The organism is Brucella daejeonensis (genome assembly GCF_014199265.1).
GTDB classification, from domain to species: Bacteria; Pseudomonadota; Alphaproteobacteria; order Rhizobiales; family Rhizobiaceae; genus Brucella; species Brucella daejeonensis.
Window position 1 is genome coordinate 24,038 of sequence record NZ_JACIJG010000015.1, and the last position, 22,964, is coordinate 47,001.

Below are 22,964 nucleotides of genomic sequence, written 5' to 3' on the forward strand. Positions count from 1 at the left end.
TGTCGAATCTCAGCCGTTGAGAAGGTCGAGCGCCGCCCTGTGCAGCTCAGGCGTGGCGGCCGCCACGATATCGCCGCCCTTTTCCGCCGGACCGCCGTCGCGTTGCGTCACCACACCGCCCGCCTGCTCGATAAGCGGTATGAGCGCAACAATATCGTAGGGCTGCAAACCAGCTTCGACCACAATATCCACAAAGCCGCTTGCCAGCATGGCGAAGGCATAGCAATCGACGCCATAACGTGACAGGCGCACGGCGCTTTCCAGCCTGTCGAAGCCCGCGCGGCTGCCCCCCTTGAAAAGGGCGGGCGTGGTCGTGAACATCGTTGCATCGGCCAGAACGGCGTTCTTGCGAACAGCCAGCCGCTGCGGCGTCCCCTCACCGCCACGCATGAGAAAGGCGCCATTGCCGTCGCTATAGAACAGCTCGCCGGTGAAGGGCTGCGACATCATCCCCGCCTTCGCATCGCCATCCGCAGTCAGGCCCAGCAACGTGCCCCAGACAGGCAGGCCCGAGATGAACGCTCGCGTGCCGTCAATCGGATCGATGACCCACACATGGCTGCGGTCGGTATTTTCCGGGCCGTATTCCTCGCCCAGAATGCCGTGTTCGGGAAAATTGCGCGCTATAACGGCGCGAATCGCCCGCTCGGCAGCACGATCCGCCTCGGTCACCGGATCGAAACCGACGCTATATTTGTTGTCCACCTCCGTCAGCTGACGGAAACGTGGAAGTGTCTCGGCAGCAGCAGCCTCCGCTACTTCGGAAAAAAATGCCTTGTCGATCAGCAACCCCATACTCCTGTTTCCAAAACACGACGCCTGCTTGTGCAAATCATGCTAATTTTGCCTATAGTTTGAGCAACCAAAATTTAGCTCAAAAATTATGCGCATTTTCTTGACGATAACGCCATTTCGGCGTAGCTTAAATATCAGACAGGTTTTCCTGTCGATGCCTTTCGGGGCATTTCCTCCCTAGTCTTTGGCCGCGCTCGTAACCATCGGGTGCGGTTCTTTTTATCTACCGACTGACATTGAATTGCACGGGGAATTGCACCCGGAATTGCACGGATCTCGCCCGGTTGAAGCCGAAACGCCATCCTGCTGCGGCCTTCCGTTTGACATGGTCTAGTGGTCTGATTCCGACATTTGCACCCCTCTGATACAGGCGCCGGGCAAATGTCGGAATCGCAAAGACCACTAGTAACTTTATGTATCTAGTGGATTTTTCGAATTTGACGTTTGAAACAGCATCTCATTCAGTCGGGATTCAAACGTCAAATTCAATCCACTAGGGTCAGGACCTATTCCGCGGCGAGAGGCGGCGCAACGAACAGATCGTCCGGCAGGGAAGTGAGGTCGCTCAGGAACCGGTACAGATCGGAACGGAGCGTCTCGAAGCCTGCGAGTTTGCCAAGGCTCTGTTCGTTCACATAAAGACTGCGATTGATCTCGATTTGCAACGCATGGCAGGCGATTGCGGGCCGCCCGTAATGCTCGGTGATGAAGCCGCCGGCATAGGGCTTGTTATGCGCGACCGTATAGCCGAGATCCTGCAACAGTTCGATCGCGGCCTGCGTCAGCCGTTCGCTGCAAGACCGTCCGAAGCGGTCCCCGACGATGAAATCCGGGCGGGACCCGATTTCGCCCGGGCGCGCGCCACCGGGCATCGAATGACAATCGATCAGAACGGCATAGCCGAAGCGCTGGCGCGTCGTCCGAAGCAAAGCGTCGAGCGTCTGGTGATAGGGCTTGTAGAGGTCTTCTATCCGGTAGAAAGCTTCGGCAAGCGGAATGCGTCCCGGATAAATCAACTGCCCCTCGCCGACCAGGCGGGGCACCGTTCCGAGACCGCCCGCGACACGGGCGGACTGGCTGTTCGCGAAAGGCGGCAGCGGTTCGGAAAACATGCACGGATCGAGTTCGTAAGGTTCGCGGTTCACGTCGAGGAAAGCTCGCGGAAAATGCGCCTTGAGCAAAGGCGCGCCGAGCCGGGTCGCCGCAGCGAACAGTTCGTCGACATAACAATCTTCCGAATGGCGAATGCCCAGCGCATCGAGTCGCGAGGCCTCCACGAAGGATTGCGGATAATAACGCCCGCTATGGGGGGAATTGAAGACAAACGGAATGCGTTGTTCCGCCGGAGCGCAGACCTCGAAAGGCGGTATCAGACTAAAATCACGCTCCAAACTCATTCTTCACCCGTTTTAACCGGAACGTCGCGGACCACGCGGTCATATGCCTATAGTCGCGGATCGACAGTTTACCGACAAATTACGTCACACAGCCTGCCTGCGCAAATGGCAGGACGCAAAATCTCCCGGAGCGCCCGCATCTTGTGCGACAAACCTGTCACAAATGACAGCTTGTTGCCAAATACGCGCCATAACAATTAACATTCACGCGAGCATTCATTTCATATTTACCAAAGAAGCGTTTTCTACAGTGGATATCGAGTCGTAAGAGGTCAGCTTTTGAGCGATGAACACGACGCAGAATTCGGACGGAACAATGAAAAGAATCCTTCTAGCTGAAGATGACAATGATATGCGGCGCTTCCTCGTGAAAGCGCTTGAGAGGGCCGGCTATCACGTAACGCACTTCGACAATGGCGCCAGCGCATATGAGCGCCTGCAGGAAGAACCTTTCTCCCTGCTCCTGACCGACATTGTGATGCCGGAAATGGACGGTATCGAGCTGGCGCGCCGTGCGACGGAAATCGACCCGGACCTGAAAATCATGTTCATCACGGGCTTCGCCGCTGTTGCGCTCAATCCCGATTCGGACGCTCCGCGTGACGCCAAGGTGCTTTCCAAGCCGTTTCATCTGCGCGATTTGGTGAACGAAATCGAAAAAATGCTGATTGCCGCCTGAGGCGATCCCGCGGATTTCCGGCCCTTTGTTTCGTCATCAACAAAAAGACGAAAAAACTTCATAAAAGGGCATTGACGGGCGCAGCGCGATATGGTGTATGCGCCCCATCGAATGGGCGTGTAGCTCAGCGGGAGAGCACTACGTTGACATCGTAGGGGTCACAGGTTCAATCCCTGTCACGCCCACCATTCGATCCCTAGACAATCAAGGGTTTTCGGCTACTTCCTCCCCGTCTTCATTTTCTTCTATTGCCGCATCTGGGTGCAGTTTGGGTGCAAATAGCGGCCTTCGAGTGCACTTTTGCAGCTTCTCAATGACTGAATCTGTGGCGCGCATGGCGTCCGAAAGATACTCCGGGTCAAAGGCTTCATAGGCATCGGCGGTTCTGGCTTCGTCATGCCCGAGCCAAACGTCGCGCTGCTCCTTGTCGACGCGCGGCTTTTCACGGCGAACCATAGTCGCCATGAAATGACGAATTGTGCCCTGTGTGAATTGCGAAAGTTCACATTCCTCGGCGTGACGTTTGAACGTCCGCTTCATAGTGGTGACAGGCTGACTATTCCAAACCATCGGTGCGCCAACGGCCTCGCCGAGCCTTGCGGTTTCTTCCACTTCTTCCTCGGCTTTCCATTTATCTAGCCAGTCACGCAGATTTTCGGTCAGCCGGATTTTCGGGCGATACTTGTTGGTCTGCCGGCGCCCTGATGGATTTAGATCAATGACACCAAATCTCCGGTTGATGCGATCCGGCGTGTCCCGAAAATCGATAATGCTTTCAGGACGCGCCCATGTATTGAGCGAGAGTATGACAAACCGGAATAGATTCTCCTGCCGCTTGCCGATCATATCGATGAAGTGGCCAAATTCTTCGAAGGTAGGAAGCCAGTCTCGCGGCTTGGGTTCTGGCACGTTTAAAAGTTCGGCAACCTGCTTCGCCTGGGTGATAACCTCGGGCGCACTGTCCAGCAATTGAACCTCATGTTCATTGCCAAGCCCATCACGCACCACCAATAGCTTTTTCCCGATCTGAAATGCCGCTGAAACGACTGACAGGTTGCGAGCGATGTATGCTGGGCTATGTGCAAATTTCTCCTGGCTCCATTGCATAAATTCCCGCTGCCGGATCGGGCCGAAGGAAGCAACATTGGCCGTCGGAAGCATCTTTTCAGAAAGAAACTCCCGGATGATGGAAATTGCCCGAAACGCCTGTTCTCCCGACGGCTTGGTTTTGACGTCGTTCTCGTAATAGTGGTCAAGCGCCGCTAGCATCATCACGCGTTCGGGCGAGCGTCCCGATACTGCCTGGAGCGTTCCGACGAGTTCAATGAGCTTGTCTTGGGCTTCGTTGAGAATTTTCGTGCCAAGTGATCGGCGAGCAACCTTTCGCTTTCGCTTGTTGTACCAGAATGCGTAGAGGTTGCCGGAATTGCCCTCGGTGCCGATCCAATAGTCTCCATACTCCCAGAGGCGTTCTGACATGCTTTTTCCTTACGAGATAGATAAGCGGCAACGGCGGATGGATGGTAAAGTACAGCCCCCTTTTTGCCGGATACATAAGCTATTTCGCCATTCTGGCGCGCTCGACGGAGTTCTCGGAGTCCAAGTAGTGCGGAGAATCGCTTACAGATTTCGTTCTCTGGTAGCAGTTCCTCATACCGCGTAAGAGCGTTATTTGTCTGCATGACCGCCTCCATTGACGGCGAGCGCACACCCTCCTACCGGATTGGCTGGCATCGCGTCGTGATAGGATTGATCAAGCATCCGCCCGGCAGCATTTTTTGACACCGGATTGACGTAAATCACGCGTTCGCCGTGGAAACCGGTCCCACCTTCGAGGTTGAGCCATCGGCCACGCGGATTTTCGCGTTCCGTGCCCCCACAGCGGCGCCAATCAGGATCATCGACATCGCGGTCATAGACCTGCTGCCAGCCCCCCCACTGCTTGAAGAAGAAAGGAACTCCGGCCGCCGCGCATTGATCGCGCAGAGATCGAGCCCAATCCGGGTGCATCGGACGCGCACCCTTCCCGCTCTCCCCGCCAGCGACAACCCAATCGATCCCGCGCCCGCAACCATACTTCAGCCCGCAATACATGCGCTGGCCTGCATACTGACCGTGCTCTATGTCGGCATATGCCTCGCTGCGCAGACTATCTAGAGGGTTGATCACGCCGGGAATCTTGATGCTATCGAGGTCAACTGGGCCGAGTAATGGCTCGGCGCTGACCCAGCGAATTGCCGCCGGCGTGTCGAGCAGCGCTGGAATGCGTTCATTGGCGCGCTTCTGATCTTCGACAGATACACCCAGCCAGACATTCGGCAGCGGCCATGACCAGACTTCACGAGCGCCGCCATCGAAGGAATACCAGTTTGCATAAATCTCTTCGAGCAGATCATCACCACGAGAGAGAAAATCCCGCATTCGATCGGCGCGCTTCGTTAGAATCTGGAAGGTGTGACGGCTAGCGATCGCCATAACGGTGAAGACGTCAAGAATCCAATCGTCCGGCACATCCTCGTGGAAAAGGTCGCCATGCGCGCAGACGAACACCATGCGGGGCTTTTTCCATTCAAGCGGCTGGGCGAGCCATTCACGGTTACGACGCACCTTGCCATTCCAAACCGGCCCGGTTTTAGACCCGACCGTAAGGCCGACACGGGACGGATGATGCTGTAGGCGCGTGCCGGCGAGTTTCATCGCATAGCAGTTCGTGCAGCCAGGTGAGACGACACTGCAGCCGGTGATCGGATTCCATGTCGCGTCGGTCCATTCGATATGAGTCTTGTCAGCCATGAGCAGGCACCTCCGTCTGCGAGAGGGCAGCGTCGATCACTGAAAGGACATCGTCCAATCGATCAATGGAAGGTTGGTCAACATCGGCGATAGTCGATAAGTCGCCGCCCACCGTGACGCTTGCAAAAACTGCGGCCCGATCTTCCCGAATGACCTCGCGGGCGTATTGCAACGCACTCAGCAGCGCATCATGCGAATTGCACGACGTCAGGATGCGGTCGACGTAGCTATCCAGAATATGATCCATTCCAAAGGCGCGTGGCACGATAACGGCAGCGACAGGCAAGCCGTCCTCTGGCCCTATGAATGTGAACGTGTTGCTGCCGCCCGTATCGACGGACCAATCGTACGGATATCCGAGTTCGATCCAAGGCTTGTTGTTCGAGCTATTCCCCATCGTTGCTGCCTCCCGAAAGAAGTTCGAGCAGAGCCAGCGGCCAGACGACGATGAAGAATACGGCGCCAAGAATCCGTGCTATCAGCGGGAGTTCTTCGTAAGCCTTTGTATTTTTCGGTTCGCAGCGGCGTTTTTTGAGAAATAGCGCTATGTAGACGGCAGCGCCGACAAGAAGCCATACTAGAATGAAATTCATGGTTTCCGCTCCTCCAACAGCGTTTCAATCTGCGCGGAGACGCGGAGCACCCACGCGAGCAGAACCGCTAAAACGGACGTTTCCTGGCTGATCCCAAATAATTTCGTGCAGATCAGGAGAGACGTCAGGGCCAGCAACAGGTTGATGATCTGGTACCAGATTTTCCGCATGGCTCCCCCCTAAACCCGCATCGGCATGATGACGAACAGCGGCGGCACGTCGCCATCCTCGGCCCCGACAGGCGAAACCTTGCAGGGGGAACCGGGATCGCTAAGCTCGAACCGCATTTCCTTGGCGGAGGCGGCGCCCAGAACGTCGAGGCAGTATTTGTGATTGAAGCCGATGGTCACCTCGTCGTCGTGTCCATCGCCCACAAAAATGCTGTCCTCGGCCTGCCCGTTGTCGGGGTTGATGACTTCCAGTTTCAGTTCACTTTGGCCGAAGCTGAATTTCACCGCCCGCCCGCGATCGCTCGATACCGTGCTGACACGATTGATCGCATCCGCAAGGCTAGCACGGTCGACCGTATAGAATTTGTCATTGTTGGCCGGGATCACGCGCTGATAGTCCGGAAATGTGCCGTCGATCAGTTTTGATGTGATCGCCGTGCCATCCGGCAGGACAACACGAACTTTGCGTTCCGACAGCTTCAGGACGATATCCTCATCGCCTTCCGCGAAATGCTGGAGCAAGGCGACCGTGCGGCGTGGAATGATGACGCCCGGAATGCCTTCGCTGCCCGACGGAACATCCAGTTTCATCAGCGCCAGCCGGTGGCCGTCCGTTGCCACGAAGGCCAGATGCTCCTCGTTATGGTGCATGAACACGCCATTGAGATAATAGCGCGTTTCCTCCGCCGAGATCGCGAAAGCGACCGTGGACAGGACACGCGCCAGCGTGTTGCCTGACAGGGCAAACTCATGCGTGAAGTCATCCGCCGGCATTTCTGGAAAATCCGAAGCCGGCAGCACCTGCAGGCGGAAGCGCGAGCGCCCCGACTTGATGTTCACATGCGTCTGGTCGCCTTCGAACTCGACCATGCTGCCGTCGGCAAATTTCCTCACCGCATCGTGCAACAGCGCCGACTGCACCGTGAATGGTGCGATATCCGGCAGGCCGTCCTGCTTTGCCACGGCCTTGACCTCGATGTCGAGATTGGTGCCGGTCACGCATAGGTGCCCGCTTTCGACCTTGAGCAGCACGTTGCCAAGGATAGGGATCGTGTTGCGCTTTTCGACGGCGCGATTGACCGCCGCCAGGGCGGGGAGCAACGCTCCCCTTTCTATGGTGAATTTGACCGCTGTCATAGCGAGGCCTCGGGCTTGCCCGCGAAGCACGGAAGTTCGGTCGCCTTTGCGACGTCGGAAACAGAATGCTCCAGGTGCTGGGTGATGATCTGGTCTGGACGATAGATCTGATAGCACCAGTAGACGCTGCCCCCACTGACGCGGTAGCGCAGGCGGACCGGGATGCGCACCGCATCGCCCATGAAGAACACCGGGATCGAAAGGATGAACATGCCGGGCACGGTGACAGGCTTGCCGTCGGCGCCAACGTGGCTCTCTTCCCACTGAAGCTGACGCTCACCGGATTGCAGCGTGTGATTGACCTTGACCTTGGCCTCCACATTAATCTGCATCTTGCGAGAAAGCTCCACCAGCTGGTTGGGGTTGGAAACGGTGCAGGAAAAGTCTCGCTCGATGTTGGCCACGTCAGCATCGGACGGTGACGCGAGATCGGGAATGCGATCTTCAAGGAAATAGGCGAACTTTTCCTGATCCATGAACTCGCCATCCTTGCTGACCCAGACTTTCCATTCTTCGGACAGCGGGAACTCGTAGTGGATGCGATGGGACAGGAAAGCGGCAATGCCTCCGTTCTGGGCTTCGTGATAGTCGATAACGGCAGTCATAGACGGCTGGCGCCAGTTCAGATCGACAAATACGGCGGAATCATCCGTCTTGTGGCGGTTGGCAAGATCGATGAGTGCTGCCAACGTCTGGACTTTCGCCGTACCCTGCTTGCGTGCTGGATATAGCCTATGTGCTTCGAGAATGGCCGACACCGCCTCAAGCCCCGGCTTTTCGCCGCGTTTGAGCAGGGCCGGTACCATGCCCGGCAGACCGGGCATATCGTCGGTGGATGTCAAAAAGACAATCTCGGCGCCTTTGGCCTGTGCGCCAAGATCGGCAGCAGCCTGAATATCAAAGTTTCCCGAAACGGGCGGAAGAAGTTCGGAAGTTGCAGTATTCTCGGACATTTTAGCTCCTGATTTTCAGAGGGGTTAGCCGTGGATCACGTCGGTCACGCCACGCGAGGCATCGCGTGGCCCGCCAAACATGTCGATTTGTCTGGGGTGCTGGGTGGAGAGAGAACCATCGTCCAGAAGCCAGTAGAACGACGAACCGTGAACCGGCTTCGGGCGCTTGGAACTGGTTTCCGCCTCGATGGTGACTGTGCCGTCGACCACTTCGATATTGAGCTTGAGCGTGACCGAACCCTTGGCCTTGACCTTGGGGCGGTCGCCGGTGTGCTCTTGCAGGGCGGCAAGAGTATCCATCATTTCGGTGGTCAGGCGTTGCGCCAGTTCCCCGTTCTCCAGAAGGCCAATTATGGTGTTGGAATCGCGTATGCGCTGCATGTCTTTCTCCGTGGTTTAAAAGGGGATTTCATCATCGAGATCGCGCGCGAAACCGCCGCCGCTCTGGCCGGCATATCCGCCACCGGATGCAGAAGTATCGTCCTGACTTCTCGATGAATTCTGACCGTAATCGTCCGGGCTGGACGGGCCGCGCCCGCCGCCATTGCCCTGCGGCAGAAGCTCAAGTGCGCCGCCGAAGTTTTCCAGAACGGTTTCCGTCGAATAGCGGGCGTTGCCGTTCTGATCTTCCCACTTACGGGTGCGAACTTTTCCGGCGATGTAGACGATATTGCCCTTCTTCAGGTACTGCTCCGCCGTTTTGGCAATGCCCTGATTGAAGATGACAATGGTGTGCCACTCGGCTTTTTCTTTCTTCTCGCCGGTCTGCTTGTCCCGCCAGGTATCGGTTGTGACGACGCGCATTGTGACGATGGCATCGCCATTGTTGGCGCGGCGCACTTCCGGGTCCGCGCCAAGACGGCCGATCATCTGATGGAGGTTGAGGCTCATGCCGCCGCCCTCCAGTCGATGCCGAGATAGCGGGTGAGCCGATCAAGCCATGCTTCCTCGGCCTTCATCGGAGCCCACGGCTTGATAGCTCCCGTCAACTTCGGCATCGGCAGTTCCCGGCCTGCAAGGTTTTTCAAGCCGTTATTGCCAAAGAGCAGCGCTGTTTCGGCGCGAAGCATCCGCTCGTCCATCTCTTTGACGCCGTAAGGAACAACAGGCGGCAGGCCAGCCTTTCGATAAATCGTCTGGTCAAGCCGCGCCTTGACGGCCTCGACGGCATCACGAACGAGATGCATCGGAATATCGTGCATGCGATAGAGTGCATCAGCGAGAAACAAAACGGCCGGTCTGGGCCATTCACCGATAAACGCCTCGTGGGCATCGTGCAGAAGAAAATAGGCACATAGAGTCGAGTCGCCCGTTTCATTCGCCAGCGCATCGGCACCCATTACGCAATGCTGCGCAACCGAATACATCGGGCCTCTGTTGATGCCGTTGAAACGGGCCAGCTTCGAAAGGGCGCTGGCAATGGTCGGCCAGTGAATATCGCTATCCAGAGGCTTGGCGAGGTTCATGACGGAACCATCGGGGCGGAAAGAGTGAACGACAGAAGTCATAGCGGGACACCGAAGACGAGCGAGAAAAAAGGAACGGCGAAAGCGATGACGCTCGCCGCGATGGCCTCTGCCGCGGTCATGACAGCGCCCGCCCGTTGCGCACCGGGATCTTCGGCAATGTCTGCTCGGCGGCGATGGTGAGTTTTGCCCGCTCGACGGGCAGCAAGGGCAGGAGATTCAGGAATTGCTGCAGCACACAAATGCAGCGTTCGCGCTGCGGTGCCCACGGGTCGAGCATCAATGCGGCGCGGCTTGCGCAATACCGTCCCCAAGCCTCGAAAAACTGCGTTGACGTTGTAAGATCGACCGTCATGGGCGGACGGTTGGGAACCGGCTGCCTGACCTTCATGATCATGTCGGTAAGGTTATCGTACGCCGCCTTCCGGCTTTCCGACTTCCATTCCGCAGCCAGCTGCTGGGCCTGCGTTCCGAATTCGATGATTTCAGCGGACGTGAACCCGGCCCGGATCAGGTCTTTGAAGGTTGCCGCCCCCGACGATGCCGCGATGTCCTGCATCGACTTCGCCATTTCGATGGCACGAAGATGCGGGGTGCGCTCAAACTCGCGTGGATCGGTGTTGCGGATCGGGACGGTTGGCCGGGGAAAGGACCGGGCTACTTGCGAATTCGGAAAACTCATGGATGCCTCCATCGGTTAGGATGGGGCTAATATCGAATAATTTGCGATAATCTGTCAATTGGGTTTATCGCATTTTTTGCGATGCTCAATATTTTGAAAGGCTTAACATCGCAAAATATGCGAATCACCAACAAAAAGCCCGGCACGGGGCCGGGCTGATTTGGTCATTGATCAGAGAATGTTACTCGCGTGTCACCGAGAATCTGACCCGCCCCAGGATGCGGATCACGTCGCCGTCCTCGCCGCTGATCGGAATGGCTTCCTGGTATCGCGGATCATCGGATTCCGGCACAAGCCACATTGCCCCGAATTCGTCCTGCCAGAGCTTCTTCACTGTTGCTTCGCGCAATCCGTCCGCTCGCTCTCGCTCGACGATATAACGTTTCCCCGCGATCAAATCTTCCGGGCGCTCCAGTGCATCGGTAAAGACCAGCACTGTGCCATCCGGATAGCGCTTGTTCATTGATGGCCCCCTGGTTTCAGCCGCATGCAGTGAGAAATTCGACAGCGCCGGATCGTCCGGCACGGGAACTTCATACTGGTCTTCTATCGGCCATTCCCAAGTTTCCGCCCAAGCCCCGGCTTGTATCTGTCCCTTGACGGTTACGGTTCGCCCACCCTCACTGCCCACCAGTTCGGCTGTCGAAACCCCAAGCGCCTTTGCATAGGCCTGCAGTTTTTGCTCGGACAGTGTGCTCTTGGAGCTTTCCGCCCGATGGACCGTCTGCCAGTGCACGCCCAACTTCTCGCCGAGCGCACCCTGCGAGAGTCCCTGTGCTTCCCTGATTTCTCTGATCCTGTTCTTCATGGCGGGCATCATATCAGCATCGCTAAATCTGCGTTATCGAAAAAAATGCGATATTGCCCTTGACTTTCACATCGCAATTTGTGCGATATAGGGAGGCAAAGGAGCACGCTATGAAACTTGCAGACTGGCGTAAACGAGAGGGGCTTTCGTGTGATGATATCGCGCGCAGACTTGAAATCACTGCGGTGCGCGGCGGTTCCAGCGTGTGGAATTGGGAAACCGGACGCGCGCGGGCTGACGCCGATATCATCGACAGGATCGAGATTCTGACCAAGGGCGAGGTATCGCCGCTCGATATGCACCGTACCCGTCTCGACTGGCTGCGCCAGAACAGGAGCGATGAGGCCGCATGATGCTGAAACCCCTCCGCCGCCTCGACGATGCAGCCTGCGCTTTCCTGACCGGGCATTCGCGCCGCGATCTCGACCGGGTACGCCTGCGCCGCCTGAAAATCCTTGTCCGCCGGGAAATCGCCCGGCTGGAGCGCGAAGCGCGCGAGCATGAATATTACTCATTTCGTGCGACCTTCTGCCGTTCTTTAGCGCAATCGCTTGCGAGCCGCCTTGAAGGCGTCGTCAATCGCGTTGATGGTGAGTCCTACCGAATTTTGCTGGATCATCTGCATATCGAGCGCATCAACCTTCACGCCCGCCGCAAATTTCAGTGGGACGACTGGCATTCGCTCGACGACTTCGACAAGGCGCGCATTCACTGCCCGGTAATGCCGGTAATCGATCCGACCGGCAAGCAATACGGCAAGCTCTTCGAGGGCCTTGGTGACTGCCGCATTTTTGATCCGTTCCATGACAAGGGCGGTTTCCGCATTCGGCATTGGCATCGCGTTCTGGCTCCGTTTTTCCGGTGGCGGGCGCGCCCCTTGCAGCGTGTGAAGGTTAGCGGCCCGCCGTGATGATCTGACCCCGGCAAACTGACACCCCAACCCCTTTCCCACCATGGGAAAAACTTGCGGCTTTTCCCGCCACGGGAAAGCTTTGCCTTTCGAGGAAGCCCCCATGAACCAACTGACCGATGCATGGTTTTACCGGATCAAGGCAGCACAGAACGAACTCATCAAATATTGCGGCGGTATCGAGCAGGTCACGAAGCTCATATCGCTTTCAAAAAGCCAGGTGGGGCGTTGGAATAACCCGCTCGACCCGGACATGATGCCGGTTCACATCGTCTGCCAGCTCGAAGCGCAATGCGGCGTACCCAGCGTGACTTCGGTCATGGCGGCGCTGAATAATCGGCGGCTGGCCGAACCGGATGACGACGCCCTGCGCGCCGCCGGGAATTTGCTGACCGCCCATTCGGAGGTTGTCCGCAGCGTGGGCGAAGTGATGAGCATCGGCGCGCAGGTCTTTGCCGATGGCAAGGTTACAGGCACCGAGGCGATGCAACTCGACAAGCCTGCAGCCGATGCCGAGCGAAGGCTTGGTGAATTGCGCCGTGAGCTTTCAGGCCACATCGCCAATGCCCGGCGCGGCGACCCTGCGCTCCGCGTCATCGGGGATGACTGACCATGGCCAGCCATCCTCCAAAAGAACCTTCTGTCGCAAGCGTCCTTCTTCTGGTCGCCTCCTGCTGCATCGGCGCAACCATTGCCGGGGCTTATGCCGCCATTCTGTTCTGGCCGGCGGTGATGCGATGACGATCAGCCTGCTCGACAGTCGCGTGGAAATCATTGTCGACGACGTTATGGCCGCGCTTGCCCGGATGCCGTCCGATAGCGTGGATTGTGTCGTTACCTCGCCACCTTATTGGGGCCTGCGCTCATATATCGCCGATGGCGATCCGCTCAAGCCGCTGGAAATCGGGCTTGAACCAACACTCGCGGCACATCTGGAAACAATGGTCGCGGTGTTCGAGAAAGTACGTCGCGTGCTGAAACCCACCGGCACATGCTGGATCAATTATGGCGACTGCTATGCCACCACGCCGAACGGCAAATCCGCTGCCGATTATAAGGCAGAAGGCACCGATGATCGCACCTTTCGGGACAAGCCTTTCTCGACCATTGGTGGCGGAATCAAGCCGAAAGACCTTCTGATGATCCCGAACCGGCTGGCGATCGCACTTCAAGACGCGGGCTGGTGGGTGCGCTCGGAAATCATCTGGGGCAAGTCCAATCCGATGCCGGATTCTTCCGGTGCCTATCGCCCATCCACCGCGCATGAAAAGATTTTCATGCTGACGAAATCCGATGACGGCGACGTTTGGCGCGCGCGCGATACGGGCGAGATTTCCTTTGGCCCGGACCTCTCGGAGCGCTGCGCGTTCATCACTGACCCGTCACGCGAAGGTGCTCGTTGGACACGCATGGGCTCTTATTATGATGCCGAGGCTGTCAGGCAGGTCAGCGCAACGGGCCTCGCGCACCCCGTGCAGGGATGGGCAACCGGAAGCGAAACGCCCCACACTGCAGTCGCTCATAACAGCGTCAGAAAAGACAAGCAGCGCGGCCATGATCGGAGCCATGACGGCTTCAAAGGTCGATGGGATCAGATGACGAAGGAAGAACAAGGCGCAAATGGCCGGTTTCTTCGCAATTTCGAGCCTGCGCCTCTTTCTGTCTGGCCGATTGCCACCAAGCCGTTTTCCGAAGCGCATTTCGCCACCTTCCCGCCGGAACTGGCAGAGCGCTGCATCCTTGCGGGTTGCCCGAAGGATGGGCTTGTCCTCGATCCATTCGGTGGGGCCGGAACCACGGGGCTTGTAGCCGCGCGCCATAACCGCCGCGCCACGCTGATCGAGCTGAACCCGGAATATGCCGACATCACCAGACGCCGCATAGAAAAAGAATGGCGCGTCAATGACGCGCCATTCGCTGCGACCGATTTCGGCCCTCTGTTCAATACGGAGGTAGCAGGTTGATGCCTGATTTATTCAGCCGCCTCCAGGCCGATGACCAGCCTTTGCCCCATAGCCTCAAGCGCTGCTATCATAAGCGGAAGCTTGGTCGCGGTATCAGGATCAAGCAGACGGCGTGCTTCCTTCTCGTCCTTTCCGATACGGCGGGCAAGTTCGGTTCTCGATATGCCCGAAGCGCGGAAAGTCTCGATCACGGCGATCTTGGTTGCCACATCGGCATCCGGCCAGATCAATTCTCCCTCCGATTTCGCTTCGGGCAGTTCCCGACCCATCTCAAGATAGGTGAGCAGCGCCACACCGAGCGCGTCCGAAGCCTGCTCGCGGGCATCCGCCATATCGTTACCTTCGGTGATGGCTTCCGGCACATCCGGAAATGTCACGATGAAGCCGCCCTCCCGCTCGGTAGGCTCGAACACGGCTGCGTAAGCATATGTTCTCATTCTTCTAGCCCTTTGTTCCTTTGTGTGGCGGGAGGGGCTCAAATGAGCCCCAACCCTTTCTTGATCTTCGCAGCGGTCTTGGGATCGATTTCCCGGCTTGGCAGTGTGGTGAAGCGATCCCCCACCCATACTGTTGCGTGCCCGCCTTTTCCTTTGCGCTTGCTGACCCGGAAGGCCAGCCCCTGCGCCTTTGCCTCATCCCTTAGTTCGGCGATGAAGCGGTCTCGTTTGTCCATCGGGTTCTCCGTGCTGGCAAGGATAATTTCGGATATTTTTGTCCGAATGTCAAGTGCATTCGGATATTTTTGTCCGATTTCCTCAGGGACAAAGTCATGACCGGCTGCGCCTCATCGAAAACCGATTTCACCGCGCTCGGCATGTATGTGGACAGGAAGCGCATCCTCGCGCACTTGACCTTCAGCGCCGTTGCCCGGCTCTGCGATATTGCAACTGACGATGTGCGCCGGGTCATTAACGGCAGTCCGGTCGGCCCTGACGCCGTGCAGGCGCTCTGCGACTGGCTGGAGCGTTCCCCTTCCTTTTTCGACACTCATTCACTCACCGCCAAACGGGAGGCCTATCCATGACGACATTCGGGAAGCCCGGCAGCATTACGCCTGCAAGTTTCACACCCGACCTGCCCACAATCATGATTATCGAAGGGCTGGCGCTCCTCCGCGAAATGGGAATGACCCAAAGCGAAATCGCCAAGGCTTCTGGCATGTCGGTCTATAAGGTCCGCTCCTATTTCAGCACCATTTGCCGCTCCTGGAGCCTTGACCAATGCTGGGGCGTGCGTGGCCGTGAAGAAACCGGGAGTGCGCAATGAGCCTTCCCCTGATCGTTGATTCCTTCGCAGGCGGCGGCGGCGCCTCGACCGGCATAGAAATGGCCTTGGGCCGCTCGCCCGATATTGCCATCAACCACAATGCGGCAGCGCTCGCGCTGCATGAGGCAAACCATCCGCAAACGCTGCATCTGTCGGAAAATGTCTACAAGATCGACCCGCTCGACTATCTGCGCGGCGCGCATGTTGGGCTTGGCTGGTTTTCGCCGGATTGCAAGCACTTCTCGAAAGCCAAGGGCGGCAAGCCTGTCGAGCGCAACATTCGCGATCTCGCCTGGATCATTCCGGGCTGGATAGAGCGCATCCAGAAAAGCGGCGGCAGGGTCGATGTTGTCATTCTCGAAAACGTCGAGGAATTTCAGGATTACGGCCCGCTGATCGAGACCGCGCGCGGACTGATGCCCGACCCGGAACACAAGGGCGAATATTTCAAAAAATGGTGTCGCAAGATCCGCTCGCTCGGCGGCAAGATCGAGTGGCGCGAGCTGCGCGCCTGCGATTATGGCGCACCGACGATCCGCAAGCGCTTTTTCGCTGTCATCCGCTTTGATGGTCAACCCATCGTTTGGCCGACGCCGACGCATGGTTCACCGGACGATCCAGACGTGATCGCAGGGCGCAAGCTGCCTTGGCGCTGTGCCTATGAAATCATCGACTGGTCGCTGCCTTGCCCTTCCATTTTCGATACATCCGCCCAAGTCATGGATAAGCACGGGCTGCGCGCCGTGCGCCCGCTTGCCGACAACACGATGGCGCGTGTCGCGCGCGGCATGAAGCGCTATGTTCTGGATGCCGAACGCCCTTTCCTCGTCAATCTCACTCACGGCGGACGCATCGAGGCAATCGACGAGCCGTTCAAGACCATCACGGGCGCGCATCGCGGCGAAAAGGCGCTCGTTTCGCCCACTGTAATCAACATTACTCCGAACTTGTCCGAAGGCAGCATAGCGGACCCGTTACAAAGTATTGCCGCGCCATCCGCTGTGATCGTTCCGCATCTGATGACGATGCGCAATGCGGGCAAGCCCTTCAATGGTGCGGGTGAGCCAACGCATACCATCACGGCAGGTGGGGCCGGGCTGACCGTTGTCGCGCCGGTGCTTACCGCCGCGCAACACGGCGGCTCTATCCGGTCGATTAATAGTCCGTCGCATACCATCACGGCCAGCACGAAAGATCAGAACAGTGTCATAGTTCCGACGCTGGTCGGGTGCGGTGGCCGTGCAGGGCAGAGCCGCCCTCGCGGTGCCGACGAACCGATGCACACAACCACTGCCAAGGCCGATACGTGCATCGCGACCGCATTCGTTGCTCGCGATTTCGGCACTTCGACTGGCCACGGCCTCGATGAGCCTGCCCACACGGTCATGCCGGAAGGTCAAGGGAAATCCCGCCTGATCACCGCTTATATGGCGCAGCATAATAATGACAGCCGCCGCGAGGGTGGCGTCAATCCGGGCCGTTCCATGGGCGAGCCGGTATCGACCGTCACGCAAACCGGCTCACAGCAAAGCGTCGTGGCGCCATATCTGCAAGCCTATTACGGCACTGGCGATGGTGGTGAAGAAAACCATCCTGTCAGGACCGTGACCACGAAGGACCGGCACGGCCATGTCGAGGCCGCGCTCGACGTGCCACCTTTCACACCAGCACAGGCCGAACGGGCGCGTGAGGTTGCCGCGTTCCTGCGCTCCTATGGTTTTTGGGATGAGCGCGAGTTCGTAACCATCGAAGCGGGCGGCATTGTCTATGTCATCGTGGATATCGGAATGCGTATGCTCGTGCCCCGCGAGCTTTATCTCGCGCAAGGATTTCCGGCTGAGTACGAAATCGAGCGCGGCATCAATGGCGAGCTTTTCTCGAAATCGGTGCAGGTTTCCTGTTGCGGCAACAGCGTTTCGCCACCGGTTGCCGCCGCGCTCGTCGCCGCGAATTGCAGCCATCTGGCCCTTCACATAGAGGCAGCGGAATGACCTCTCCTGTCCAATTCCCCTATCTCTACCGCTGGAACCGGCAGGGCTGTAAAGACCAATCATGTGCGGTCGATGTACGCGCCAAGGTCATGAACTCCTGTCTGGTCCGTTTCCCCGATGGTTACACCATGGTGACAAGTCGCAATGCGCTTGCTCGCCTGAAAGATACTGGTGCAGCATGACCCTTACCAGCAACCGATACTTTGCACGCTGCGTGTCAGACAAAAACCCGGATAATCCTTTCTGGTACGTGGCAGACGGTGGGCCGCAAGGCTTGAATGTAACCGTTAAATTGCAACGAATAATCTATTGTGATCTCGGTATCAGCGAATTCTATTTTGTACTGTCCAAAGAAGGAGCAGAGGCGCTCGCCGAGTTGGCCAATCAAAAACGCATTGATTGGAGGGCACCTGAATGGGCGAGATACTAAAGCTCTTTGTCGAGGATGCCCGCGCCGTCACCATCGCCGATGCCGCGCAGCGCCTCGGCCTGAAATGTAACCCGCGCGGAAATGAACACCCGCAACCCTGCCCCGCCTGCGGCGGCAAGGATACCTTCGCCTTCAACACCCAGAAGAACAAATGGAACTGCCGTCAAGGCGGAATCGGCGGGAATGATGCCATCGGCATGGCTGCGCATGTTCATGGCCTCAATGTCCGTAGCCGTGAGGGATTGTTGGAGGCCTGTTCAATCCTTCTCGGACAGCCCATCCCCGAAGGGGGCGAGCGGGAAACGGATGCCGATAGGGCCGCGCGCTTGGAGCGGCTGGAAGTGCAGCGCCAGCGTAATGCCGAATTGCAGGAACAACAGGCCAAAAGCCAGGCCGATTATCGTGAAATCGAGCGCAAAAAGGCGCGCGGCATTTATGCCCGCGCATCCACGCTGCATTCTGCGGCCCAAATGCATGGCCGCTTTTACCTTATGGAGCGGGGCGCTCGGGTGCCGGATTCCGATTGGCTTCGGGTAGGCGGCGCTGTGCCATACTGGCATGGCGGCGACACGCTCCATGAAGGACCTGCCATGGTCGCGCCGATCATCGGGCCTGACCTCGGCATTATTGGCTGTCATATTACCTGGATCGACCTCGACAACCGCCCGAAACGCAGGCCCACGATCATTGATCCGGCCACCGGCGAGCTTTTGCCGACCAAAAAGATGCGCGGCAGCAAGAAAGGCGGACTTATCCCGCTTGCTGGTCATCCGCGCATGGAACGGTGGGTTGGCGGTGAAGGTATTGAAAACACGCTGGCCGTCGCGCGCGCCGAAAACCTTCGGCCTGACACGTTCTATTTCGCCGCCGGCGATCTCGGCAACCTTTCCGGCCCTGCCGACCCCGCGTCCCGCTTTGCCCATCCTACCCTGAAGAAGGAAGACACAAAGGGACGTTTGCGCGCCGTCATGGTGCAGGGTCCGGTCCCGCGCCCGGACCAAGGCCCGGATGATGCTTTCTGGGTTGGCGACCATGTGTGCGAGATCGTGCTTCTGGGTGACGGGGATTCCGAGCGTGTCATGACCTCCGCCGCCATGGCGCGGGCGCGAGCACGTATTCTGCGACAGAACCGCAAGGTAGCAATTGCCTGGCCTCCGGCCGGGACCGATTTTTCTGATATGATGGAAGGTGCCGCGTGACAAAGAATTCCCAGGATATACCGGCCGCTGTGCGCGCGATCATGGCCGAAGCTTCACGGCAGGCGGAAGCCGCCGATATTGATCCCCGTAACCCCGCGACCGATGGTCTGCCTGATGCACACTCCCCGGACGATGGCGAGCCAGCGGCCACCACACGCGGGGACCGGACAGTAGACCGCGAAATGGTGAGGGCTTGCGCAGCGCTCGACCATTCCGACACCGACAATGCCGAGCGTCTGCAGCGCCATTTTGGCGAAGACATGCTGGTGCTTGCGCAGAGCAAGGCCCGCAAGGCGACCTATGCGATATGGGACGGCACCCATTGGGATATCGACACCGGCGATCCACGATCCCTTGCAATCGCGCAGCAGCTCGGCGGGCGTATCGCCATGGAAACCGAGTTCCTGCAATACACCCCCGCCGAAGAGGAAGCGTTCAAAGCGGGCAAGGAAGCGCTGAAAAAGCAGGAAGATGAGCGATCCAAGCCGGAAAAAAGGCTCGCTGACGCGGCGCTGAATGCAAAATCGAACCTCGCCAAGCGCAAGAAACGGCGCATGGATCATGCCGTCACGTCGAAGAACCGGGCGCGGCTGGAAGCAATGCTGACCTGTCTGGCGCCGCACGTGATGCGCTCACCGGACGATTTCAACGCCGATCCGCTCAAGGTGGCGCTGCTCGACCACACGCTGATTTTCTCGCGCAAGGTCGAGGAAGTGCGAAACCCGGCCTTTGATGACCCAGACGACAACCGCGAAGATATCCCGGAAACCGTCGAGCGGAAAATCGCAACCGTAAAGGTCATAATGGGGCACCGCCGCGGCGATCTCATTACCCAGATCGTGCCTGTCGCCTATGAAAAGAGCGCCAAATGCCCGAAATGGGATGCTTTTCTCAAACGTATGCTGCCAAGCGATGACGTGCGCCGCATGGTGCAAGTCGCGTCAGGTTTGGGTCTGGTCGGTATTACCGTCCAGAAACTCTTCTTCCATTACGGATTCGGGGCGAACGGCAAGTCCGTTTATATGGAAACCCTTTGCCGGCTTCTGGGGGACGTATCGGTCACGCTGCCGTCAGAATCCTTCATCGGTGAAGGCAACTCCGGCGGTGCGGCCTCACCCGACATGGCGCGGCTCTATGGCCGTCGCTTCCTGCGCGTCAAGGAACTGCCTGAAGGCGAGGATTTGCGCGAAAATCTGGTCAAGGATTTGACCGGTGGCGAGGACTTCACCGTTCGCGACCTGTTTCAGGGCTATTTCGATTTCAAGCCCATCTTCACCGGCCATATGTCCGGCAACGGCTATCCGCGCATCACCGGCACGGACAACGGCATCTGGCGGCGCATGGTCGTTGTGCACTGGCCTGTGACGCTCAAAAAGGAGGAACAGCGCGAGTTTGAGGAGGTCGTTTCGGAATTCCAGCCCGAATATTCGGGCATATTGAACTGGCTCATAGAGGGTGTCCTGATCTTCCTGCGCGAAGGACTGGTCATTCCGGCATCGGTCGAGGCGAAAACACAGGAATACCGCGACGAAATGGACCCCACGTCCGCTTTCTGCGCCCGATGTATCGAGCCTGATGAGCATGGAGAGGTGACCGCCAAGGACTTCTATCAGGCCTATGTTGACTTCACCGTCGATCAGGGCGGCAAGCCCATATCGCTGACCAGATTCGGGCTGATCATGAAGAAGAAGTACCGACGCGAGGATGGGCGGGCGGTGAAATACCATGGCCTGCGCCTCATAGAGGTTCCAAAACCCGCCCACACGTCCGGCTCTGACGATTACGAGGCGCACATGCGATGATGCTCGCCAATCCGCCCCGCAACCCCGCTTTTGGCTCGGCTTTCGCTCCTGAAAACCGACAACCCTTTGATATGATTGAACTTATGCTGTGCAGTAGTTTGCACCAGTTTGCACCACTTTGCACCAGTTTAAACAACGGGATAAATAGAATGATTTCAATAACTTGCACCAGTTTGCACCAGTTTTCCTTGTGTATACGTAAGGGAAAAAGGGGGATGGGGGAAAAAGCTTATTATATGCACAAGCAAAAACTGGTGCAGAGTGGTGCAAAATACTGATTTTATTATTCTATTTCCACTTTTCCAAGTGGTGCAAACTGGTGCAAACTATCGCAAGTGGTGCAAAACATGAAAACCGTTACGATTGATGAACTTCTCGTCTGGGCTTTCGTCCACGAACTGCCAAAGGGTGGCGGTGCAGATGGTCTGGATAGCATTCACTCAGCATGGCGGCAACTGGAAGCTTCGTCCTGGGGCAAGGTTCTGGGCTTTGCCGAACTCATGACGCTTGTCGACCGTGACAGGGCGGAACCGGGAATGTGGATCGAACAGGGTGCCCCTCACGAAGATGCGCTGGAAGTCGGAAAGGCAGTTGCCGATCTCGCCCGCTTTGACGTTTCGTTCCCCGAAGGCTGGAACCCGGTAGCCGACTGGCAGGATTACGACGGTCTGGCGGACGACGCCGTGGCGCGGGCAACGGAACGCCTGATGCTCCGCCCTGCCCGGTCGCGCGCTGCAGGCATAGCCTCGCTTGTGATATCCAGCGCCGTTCTGGGCCGCGCGCCCGATTACACCGCGCCGGAACCGGAATGCGACATCGTCAAACGTGGCGGTCAGGCAGCGTGGTTCATGCACCGTCAGACAACCGATGCTTTCGGTCGGGAATATTCGGTCGAGGTCGATGGCTTTAACCGCCGTGCGCGTCGGCCTTATGCGGGCGCTTACCGCAAGTTTGTTCTCACACCTGACCCGACAGCCGATATTCTGGGCCGGATCGACTATCAGATTTGGGTTGCCGCGCTGGAAAAGCTGGAATCAGGACTGATAAATCAGCTTGTCGGCCATAAACTGACCTTCTCGCACCGCTCGGCCACGCCGTGGATGGAAAACCGCGATATGGTTGGCGTCCAGCTTTTCCGGGCCTTTGAAGGCGTTCATCGGTTAGAGCCTGAAAATATCTGTTGACCTGCGACTCCGGGTTGACTTACACCTTGGATGCTAAAAAAGATTAGACGAACCCCGGCGCACCCGCGACCGGGGTTTTTGTTTGGGGTGAGGCCAATGCTGGTCAGTCGATGGGAAAACATCGAGGGCTTGCGTCGGTACGCCAGCGGTATCAAACGGCTGCAAACGGAATTTCCAAAAGTCCTCCCGCGCATCGTCAATCAGGTCGGGCGGCGTGCTCGCACTCGGGTGGTACGCAATCTCACCAAGCAGACAGGCTTGCAACGTCAGGTCATCGTCCGGGCGGTGAAGAACATCGATACCGCAAAGCCGGGAAAACTGTTCTATTCGCTGCAATCGCGTGGCGGGTTCATCCGCCTGAAGTATTTCAGGGCAAGGGAAACCCGGCAAGGTGTGTCAGCACATCCGTTCGGTAAGCGTCGCGTATTCCCCGGCACCTTCATCATGGGCGGGCAGTTCCCCTACCGCCACGTGAAGAAGTGGAATTTGGACGGGCATGTTTATCGCCGTATTGGTCGCGCTTCGCAGCGCCGCGTCACGCAGGTGAAGTCGGACGTTCGAATTCCCGATGAAATGGTGCGCGGCGAAAGTCGAACCGCATTCGAGCGTGAGGCGACCGTGACCATGCCCCCTCGGGTCGAGGCAGTGATCCGCAAGCTCATCGGGTGACCCCACCCCCCTTTTAGGGACCGTATCCGCTCCAATTCTAACCCACGGGCGGGCTCGACTGCCGGTTTTCACCAGT

Annotated in this window: 32 protein-coding genes and 1 tRNA gene; 16 read left to right on the forward strand and 17 right to left on the reverse strand. The window is 57.9% G+C overall.

Annotated features, from left to right (window positions below; translation table 11 throughout):
• Positions 1 to 9 precede the first annotated feature (9 nt).
• A complete protein-coding gene (gene hisN / locus FHS76_RS16990) occupies positions 10 to 789 on the reverse strand; it encodes a histidinol-phosphatase (RefSeq protein ID WP_183655670.1) in 780 nt (259 codons plus the stop codon).
• Between the two features lie 512 nt (positions 790 to 1,301).
• Positions 1,302 to 2,192, reverse strand: a complete 891-nt coding sequence (locus FHS76_RS16995; protein WP_183655475.1) for an N-formylglutamate amidohydrolase — start codon at positions 2,190 to 2,192, stop codon at positions 1,302 to 1,304.
• 316 nt (positions 2,193 to 2,508) lie between these two features.
• On the opposite strand from FHS76_RS16995, the gene cpdR reads away from it, so the two are divergent.
• Both cpdR and FHS76_RS17005 read left to right on the forward strand, forming a co-directional pair.
• Positions 2,509 to 2,871, forward strand: coding sequence for a cell cycle two-component system response regulator CpdR (cpdR, locus tag FHS76_RS17000; protein WP_183655478.1), 363 nt, complete (start codon positions 2,509 to 2,511; stop codon positions 2,869 to 2,871).
• A 113-nt stretch (positions 2,872 to 2,984) separates the two neighbouring features.
• Positions 2,985 to 3,059 (forward strand) — tRNA-Val (locus tag FHS76_RS17005).
• Positions 3,060 to 3,075: 16 nt separating this feature from the next.
• Here FHS76_RS17005 and FHS76_RS17010 read toward each other — a convergent pair.
• From FHS76_RS17010 to FHS76_RS17065, 12 genes are all read right to left on the reverse strand, one after another.
• The gene (locus tag FHS76_RS17010; RefSeq protein ID WP_183655480.1) at positions 3,076 to 4,350 is read right to left on the reverse strand and encodes a site-specific integrase; all 1,275 of its coding nucleotides are present in this window, start codon (positions 4,348 to 4,350) and stop codon (positions 3,076 to 3,078) included.
• A gap of 189 nt (positions 4,351 to 4,539) precedes the next feature.
• Entirely contained in the window at positions 4,540 to 5,664 is a 1,125-nt protein-coding gene (locus tag FHS76_RS17015) for a DUF5131 family protein (protein WP_183655483.1), read from the reverse strand.
• Positions 5,657 to 6,061 (reverse strand): hypothetical protein, encoded by a 405-nt coding sequence (locus tag FHS76_RS17020; protein ID WP_183655485.1) that lies wholly within the window; start codon positions 6,059 to 6,061, stop codon positions 5,657 to 5,659. The genes FHS76_RS17015 and FHS76_RS17020 overlap by 8 nt, the downstream gene beginning before the upstream one ends.
• Positions 6,051 to 6,257: a hypothetical protein gene (locus tag FHS76_RS17025; RefSeq protein WP_183655487.1), complete on the reverse strand. Its 207-nt coding sequence runs from the start codon at positions 6,255 to 6,257 to the stop codon at positions 6,051 to 6,053. Before FHS76_RS17025 ends, FHS76_RS17020 begins: the two co-directional genes overlap by 11 nt.
• A complete protein-coding gene (locus tag FHS76_RS17030) occupies positions 6,254 to 6,427 on the reverse strand; it encodes a hypothetical protein (protein ID WP_183655489.1) in 174 nt (57 codons plus the stop codon). The genes FHS76_RS17025 and FHS76_RS17030 overlap by 4 nt, the downstream gene beginning before the upstream one ends.
• 9 nt (positions 6,428 to 6,436) lie before the next feature.
• A complete protein-coding gene (gene dnaN, locus FHS76_RS17035; RefSeq protein WP_183655491.1) occupies positions 6,437 to 7,564 on the reverse strand; it encodes a DNA polymerase III subunit beta in 1,128 nt (375 codons plus the stop codon).
• Positions 7,561 to 8,517, reverse strand: coding sequence for a DUF2303 family protein (locus FHS76_RS17040; RefSeq protein ID WP_183655493.1), 957 nt, complete (start codon positions 8,515 to 8,517; stop codon positions 7,561 to 7,563). Before FHS76_RS17040 ends, dnaN begins: the two co-directional genes overlap by 4 nt.
• A 24-nt stretch (positions 8,518 to 8,541) precedes the next feature.
• A complete protein-coding gene (locus tag FHS76_RS17045; protein ID WP_183655496.1) occupies positions 8,542 to 8,898 on the reverse strand; it encodes a hypothetical protein in 357 nt (118 codons plus the stop codon).
• Between the two features lie 15 nt (positions 8,899 to 8,913).
• Positions 8,914 to 9,408 carry a single-stranded DNA-binding protein gene (ssb, locus tag FHS76_RS17050; RefSeq protein WP_183655499.1) on the reverse strand — a complete coding sequence of 165 codons (495 nt, stop codon included), beginning with the start codon at positions 9,406 to 9,408 and terminating at the stop codon, positions 8,914 to 8,916.
• Positions 9,405 to 10,025 carry a hypothetical protein gene (locus FHS76_RS17055; RefSeq protein WP_183655502.1) on the reverse strand — a complete coding sequence of 207 codons (621 nt, stop codon included), beginning with the start codon at positions 10,023 to 10,025 and terminating at the stop codon, positions 9,405 to 9,407. Before FHS76_RS17055 ends, ssb begins: the two co-directional genes overlap by 4 nt.
• 76 nt (positions 10,026 to 10,101) lie before the next feature.
• The gene (locus tag FHS76_RS17060) at positions 10,102 to 10,665 is read right to left on the reverse strand and encodes a hypothetical protein (protein ID WP_183655505.1); all 564 of its coding nucleotides are present in this window, start codon (positions 10,663 to 10,665) and stop codon (positions 10,102 to 10,104) included.
• A gap of 181 nt (positions 10,666 to 10,846) precedes the next feature.
• Positions 10,847 to 11,473 (reverse strand): helix-turn-helix domain-containing protein, encoded by a 627-nt coding sequence (locus FHS76_RS17065; RefSeq protein ID WP_235992729.1) that lies wholly within the window; start codon positions 11,471 to 11,473, stop codon positions 10,847 to 10,849.
• A gap of 110 nt (positions 11,474 to 11,583) precedes the next feature.
• Here FHS76_RS17065 and FHS76_RS17070 point away from each other — a divergent pair, with 110 nt between their 5' ends.
• From FHS76_RS17070 to FHS76_RS17085, 5 genes are all read left to right on the forward strand, one after another.
• On the forward strand, positions 11,584 to 11,826 hold the full coding sequence (locus FHS76_RS17070; RefSeq protein ID WP_183655508.1) for a helix-turn-helix domain-containing protein: 243 nt from the start codon (positions 11,584 to 11,586) through the stop codon (positions 11,824 to 11,826).
• Positions 11,826 to 12,383: a hypothetical protein gene (locus FHS76_RS17075; RefSeq protein ID WP_183655511.1), complete on the forward strand. Its 558-nt coding sequence runs from the start codon at positions 11,826 to 11,828 to the stop codon at positions 12,381 to 12,383. The genes FHS76_RS17070 and FHS76_RS17075 overlap by 1 nt, the downstream gene beginning before the upstream one ends.
• Before the next feature lie 103 nt (positions 12,384 to 12,486).
• Positions 12,487 to 12,993 (forward strand): phage regulatory CII family protein, encoded by a 507-nt coding sequence (locus tag FHS76_RS17080; RefSeq protein ID WP_183655514.1) that lies wholly within the window; start codon positions 12,487 to 12,489, stop codon positions 12,991 to 12,993.
• A gap of 2 nt (positions 12,994 to 12,995) precedes the next feature.
• Complete coding sequence (locus FHS76_RS22740) at positions 12,996 to 13,124, forward strand: hypothetical protein (protein WP_268902750.1); 129 nt, start codon at positions 12,996 to 12,998, stop codon at positions 13,122 to 13,124.
• On the forward strand, positions 13,121 to 14,347 hold the full coding sequence (locus tag FHS76_RS17085) for a DNA-methyltransferase (protein WP_183655517.1): 1,227 nt from the start codon (positions 13,121 to 13,123) through the stop codon (positions 14,345 to 14,347). Before FHS76_RS22740 ends, FHS76_RS17085 begins: the two co-directional genes overlap by 4 nt.
• An 8-nt stretch (positions 14,348 to 14,355) precedes the next feature.
• Here FHS76_RS17085 and FHS76_RS17090 read toward each other — a convergent pair whose 3' ends face one another.
• Both FHS76_RS17090 and FHS76_RS17095 read right to left on the reverse strand, forming a co-directional pair.
• Positions 14,356 to 14,784: a type II toxin-antitoxin system HicB family antitoxin gene (locus FHS76_RS17090; RefSeq protein ID WP_183655520.1), complete on the reverse strand. Its 429-nt coding sequence runs from the start codon at positions 14,782 to 14,784 to the stop codon at positions 14,356 to 14,358.
• Between the two features lie 38 nt (positions 14,785 to 14,822).
• Entirely contained in the window at positions 14,823 to 15,020 is a 198-nt protein-coding gene (locus tag FHS76_RS17095; protein WP_183655523.1) for a hypothetical protein, read from the reverse strand.
• Between the two features lie 96 nt (positions 15,021 to 15,116).
• Here FHS76_RS17095 and FHS76_RS17100 point away from each other — a divergent pair, with 96 nt between their 5' ends.
• From FHS76_RS17100 to FHS76_RS17115, 4 genes are read left to right on the forward strand one after another with little or no spacing between them, the layout of a single operon-like run.
• On the forward strand, positions 15,117 to 15,371 hold the full coding sequence (locus FHS76_RS17100) for a hypothetical protein (RefSeq protein ID WP_183655525.1): 255 nt from the start codon (positions 15,117 to 15,119) through the stop codon (positions 15,369 to 15,371).
• Positions 15,368 to 15,613 (forward strand): FaeA/PapI family transcriptional regulator, encoded by a 246-nt coding sequence (locus FHS76_RS17105; RefSeq protein WP_183655527.1) that lies wholly within the window; start codon positions 15,368 to 15,370, stop codon positions 15,611 to 15,613. Before FHS76_RS17100 ends, FHS76_RS17105 begins: the two co-directional genes overlap by 4 nt.
• Positions 15,610 to 17,604 (forward strand): DNA cytosine methyltransferase, encoded by a 1,995-nt coding sequence (locus FHS76_RS17110; RefSeq protein ID WP_183655529.1) that lies wholly within the window; start codon positions 15,610 to 15,612, stop codon positions 17,602 to 17,604. Before FHS76_RS17105 ends, FHS76_RS17110 begins: the two co-directional genes overlap by 4 nt.
• Positions 17,601 to 17,786 (forward strand): hypothetical protein, encoded by a 186-nt coding sequence (locus tag FHS76_RS17115; protein WP_183655531.1) that lies wholly within the window; start codon positions 17,601 to 17,603, stop codon positions 17,784 to 17,786. Before FHS76_RS17110 ends, FHS76_RS17115 begins: the two co-directional genes overlap by 4 nt.
• Before the next feature lie 244 nt (positions 17,787 to 18,030).
• Here the strand turns inward: FHS76_RS17115 and FHS76_RS22590 are convergent, their stop codons facing one another.
• Positions 18,031 to 18,249: a hypothetical protein gene (locus tag FHS76_RS22590; protein WP_235992731.1), complete on the reverse strand. Its 219-nt coding sequence runs from the start codon at positions 18,247 to 18,249 to the stop codon at positions 18,031 to 18,033.
• Here FHS76_RS22590 and FHS76_RS17120 point away from each other — a divergent pair.
• The 5 genes from FHS76_RS17120 to FHS76_RS17140 all read left to right on the forward strand — a co-directional run bounded on the left by FHS76_RS17120 (position 18,232) and on the right by FHS76_RS17140 (position 22,888).
• Positions 18,232 to 19,233, forward strand: coding sequence for a DUF7146 domain-containing protein (locus FHS76_RS17120; RefSeq protein WP_235992732.1), 1,002 nt, complete (start codon positions 18,232 to 18,234; stop codon positions 19,231 to 19,233). The two genes, FHS76_RS22590 and FHS76_RS17120, sit on opposite strands and share 18 nt — an antisense overlap.
• A complete protein-coding gene (locus tag FHS76_RS17125; protein ID WP_183655535.1) occupies positions 19,230 to 21,035 on the forward strand; it encodes a DNA primase family protein in 1,806 nt (601 codons plus the stop codon). Before FHS76_RS17120 ends, FHS76_RS17125 begins: the two co-directional genes overlap by 4 nt.
• Positions 21,032 to 21,313: a hypothetical protein gene (locus FHS76_RS17130; protein WP_183655537.1), complete on the forward strand. Its 282-nt coding sequence runs from the start codon at positions 21,032 to 21,034 to the stop codon at positions 21,311 to 21,313. Before FHS76_RS17125 ends, FHS76_RS17130 begins: the two co-directional genes overlap by 4 nt.
• A gap of 69 nt (positions 21,314 to 21,382) precedes the next feature.
• Complete coding sequence (locus tag FHS76_RS17135; RefSeq protein WP_183655539.1) at positions 21,383 to 22,219, forward strand: hypothetical protein; 837 nt, start codon at positions 21,383 to 21,385, stop codon at positions 22,217 to 22,219.
• A 96-nt stretch (positions 22,220 to 22,315) separates the two neighbouring features.
• A complete protein-coding gene (locus FHS76_RS17140; protein ID WP_183655542.1) occupies positions 22,316 to 22,888 on the forward strand; it encodes a hypothetical protein in 573 nt (190 codons plus the stop codon).
• Positions 22,889 to 22,964 lie beyond the last annotated feature (76 nt).

Coding starts and splice junctions, on each gene's coding strand:
- FHS76_RS17025 (WP_183655487.1), bottom strand. CDS start 6,257: ATGAATTTCATTCTAGTATGGCTTCTTGTCGGCGCTGCCGTCTACATA.
- FHS76_RS17015 (WP_183655483.1), bottom strand. CDS start 5,664: ATGGCTGACAAGACTCATATCGAATGGACCGACGCGACATGGAATCCG.
- FHS76_RS17080 (WP_183655514.1), top strand. CDS start 12,487: ATGAACCAACTGACCGATGCATGGTTTTACCGGATCAAGGCAGCACAG.
- FHS76_RS17095 (WP_183655523.1), bottom strand. CDS start 15,020: ATGGACAAACGAGACCGCTTCATCGCCGAACTAAGGGATGAGGCAAAG.
- FHS76_RS17065 (WP_235992729.1), bottom strand. CDS start 11,473: ATGAAGAACAGGATCAGAGAAATCAGGGAAGCACAGGGACTCTCGCAG.
- ssb (WP_183655499.1), bottom strand. CDS start 9,408: ATGAGCCTCAACCTCCATCAGATGATCGGCCGTCTTGGCGCGGACCCG.
- FHS76_RS17120 (WP_235992732.1), top strand. CDS start 18,232: ATGGCTGCGCATGTTCATGGCCTCAATGTCCGTAGCCGTGAGGGATTG.
- FHS76_RS17140 (WP_183655542.1), top strand. CDS start 22,316: ATGCTGGTCAGTCGATGGGAAAACATCGAGGGCTTGCGTCGGTACGCC.
- cpdR (WP_183655478.1), top strand. CDS start 2,509: ATGAAAAGAATCCTTCTAGCTGAAGATGACAATGATATGCGGCGCTTC.
- FHS76_RS17075 (WP_183655511.1), top strand. CDS start 11,826: ATGCTGAAACCCCTCCGCCGCCTCGACGATGCAGCCTGCGCTTTCCTG.
- FHS76_RS17020 (WP_183655485.1), bottom strand. CDS start 6,061: ATGGGGAATAGCTCGAACAACAAGCCTTGGATCGAACTCGGATATCCG.
- dnaN (WP_183655491.1), bottom strand. CDS start 7,564: ATGACAGCGGTCAAATTCACCATAGAAAGGGGAGCGTTGCTCCCCGCC.
- FHS76_RS16995 (WP_183655475.1), bottom strand. CDS start 2,192: ATGAGTTTGGAGCGTGATTTTAGTCTGATACCGCCTTTCGAGGTCTGC.
- FHS76_RS17060 (WP_183655505.1), bottom strand. CDS start 10,665: ATGAGTTTTCCGAATTCGCAAGTAGCCCGGTCCTTTCCCCGGCCAACC.
- FHS76_RS17010 (WP_183655480.1), bottom strand. CDS start 4,350: ATGTCAGAACGCCTCTGGGAGTATGGAGACTATTGGATCGGCACCGAG.
- FHS76_RS17100 (WP_183655525.1), top strand. CDS start 15,117: ATGACCGGCTGCGCCTCATCGAAAACCGATTTCACCGCGCTCGGCATG.
- FHS76_RS17090 (WP_183655520.1), bottom strand. CDS start 14,784: ATGAGAACATATGCTTACGCAGCCGTGTTCGAGCCTACCGAGCGGGAG.
- FHS76_RS17110 (WP_183655529.1), top strand. CDS start 15,610: ATGAGCCTTCCCCTGATCGTTGATTCCTTCGCAGGCGGCGGCGGCGCC.
- FHS76_RS17085 (WP_183655517.1), top strand. CDS start 13,121: ATGACGATCAGCCTGCTCGACAGTCGCGTGGAAATCATTGTCGACGAC.
- FHS76_RS17135 (WP_183655539.1), top strand. CDS start 21,383: ATGAAAACCGTTACGATTGATGAACTTCTCGTCTGGGCTTTCGTCCAC.
- FHS76_RS17045 (WP_183655496.1), bottom strand. CDS start 8,898: ATGCAGCGCATACGCGATTCCAACACCATAATTGGCCTTCTGGAGAAC.
- FHS76_RS17105 (WP_183655527.1), top strand. CDS start 15,368: ATGACGACATTCGGGAAGCCCGGCAGCATTACGCCTGCAAGTTTCACA.
- FHS76_RS17055 (WP_183655502.1), bottom strand. CDS start 10,025: ATGACTTCTGTCGTTCACTCTTTCCGCCCCGATGGTTCCGTCATGAAC.
- FHS76_RS17030 (WP_183655489.1), bottom strand. CDS start 6,427: ATGCGGAAAATCTGGTACCAGATCATCAACCTGTTGCTGGCCCTGACG.
- FHS76_RS22740 (WP_268902750.1), top strand. CDS start 12,996: ATGGCCAGCCATCCTCCAAAAGAACCTTCTGTCGCAAGCGTCCTTCTT.
- FHS76_RS17130 (WP_183655537.1), top strand. CDS start 21,032: ATGATGCTCGCCAATCCGCCCCGCAACCCCGCTTTTGGCTCGGCTTTC.
- FHS76_RS17040 (WP_183655493.1), bottom strand. CDS start 8,517: ATGTCCGAGAATACTGCAACTTCCGAACTTCTTCCGCCCGTTTCGGGA.
- FHS76_RS17115 (WP_183655531.1), top strand. CDS start 17,601: ATGACCTCTCCTGTCCAATTCCCCTATCTCTACCGCTGGAACCGGCAG.
- FHS76_RS22590 (WP_235992731.1), bottom strand. CDS start 18,249: ATGAACATGCGCAGCCATGCCGATGGCATCATTCCCGCCGATTCCGCC.
- FHS76_RS17070 (WP_183655508.1), top strand. CDS start 11,584: ATGAAACTTGCAGACTGGCGTAAACGAGAGGGGCTTTCGTGTGATGAT.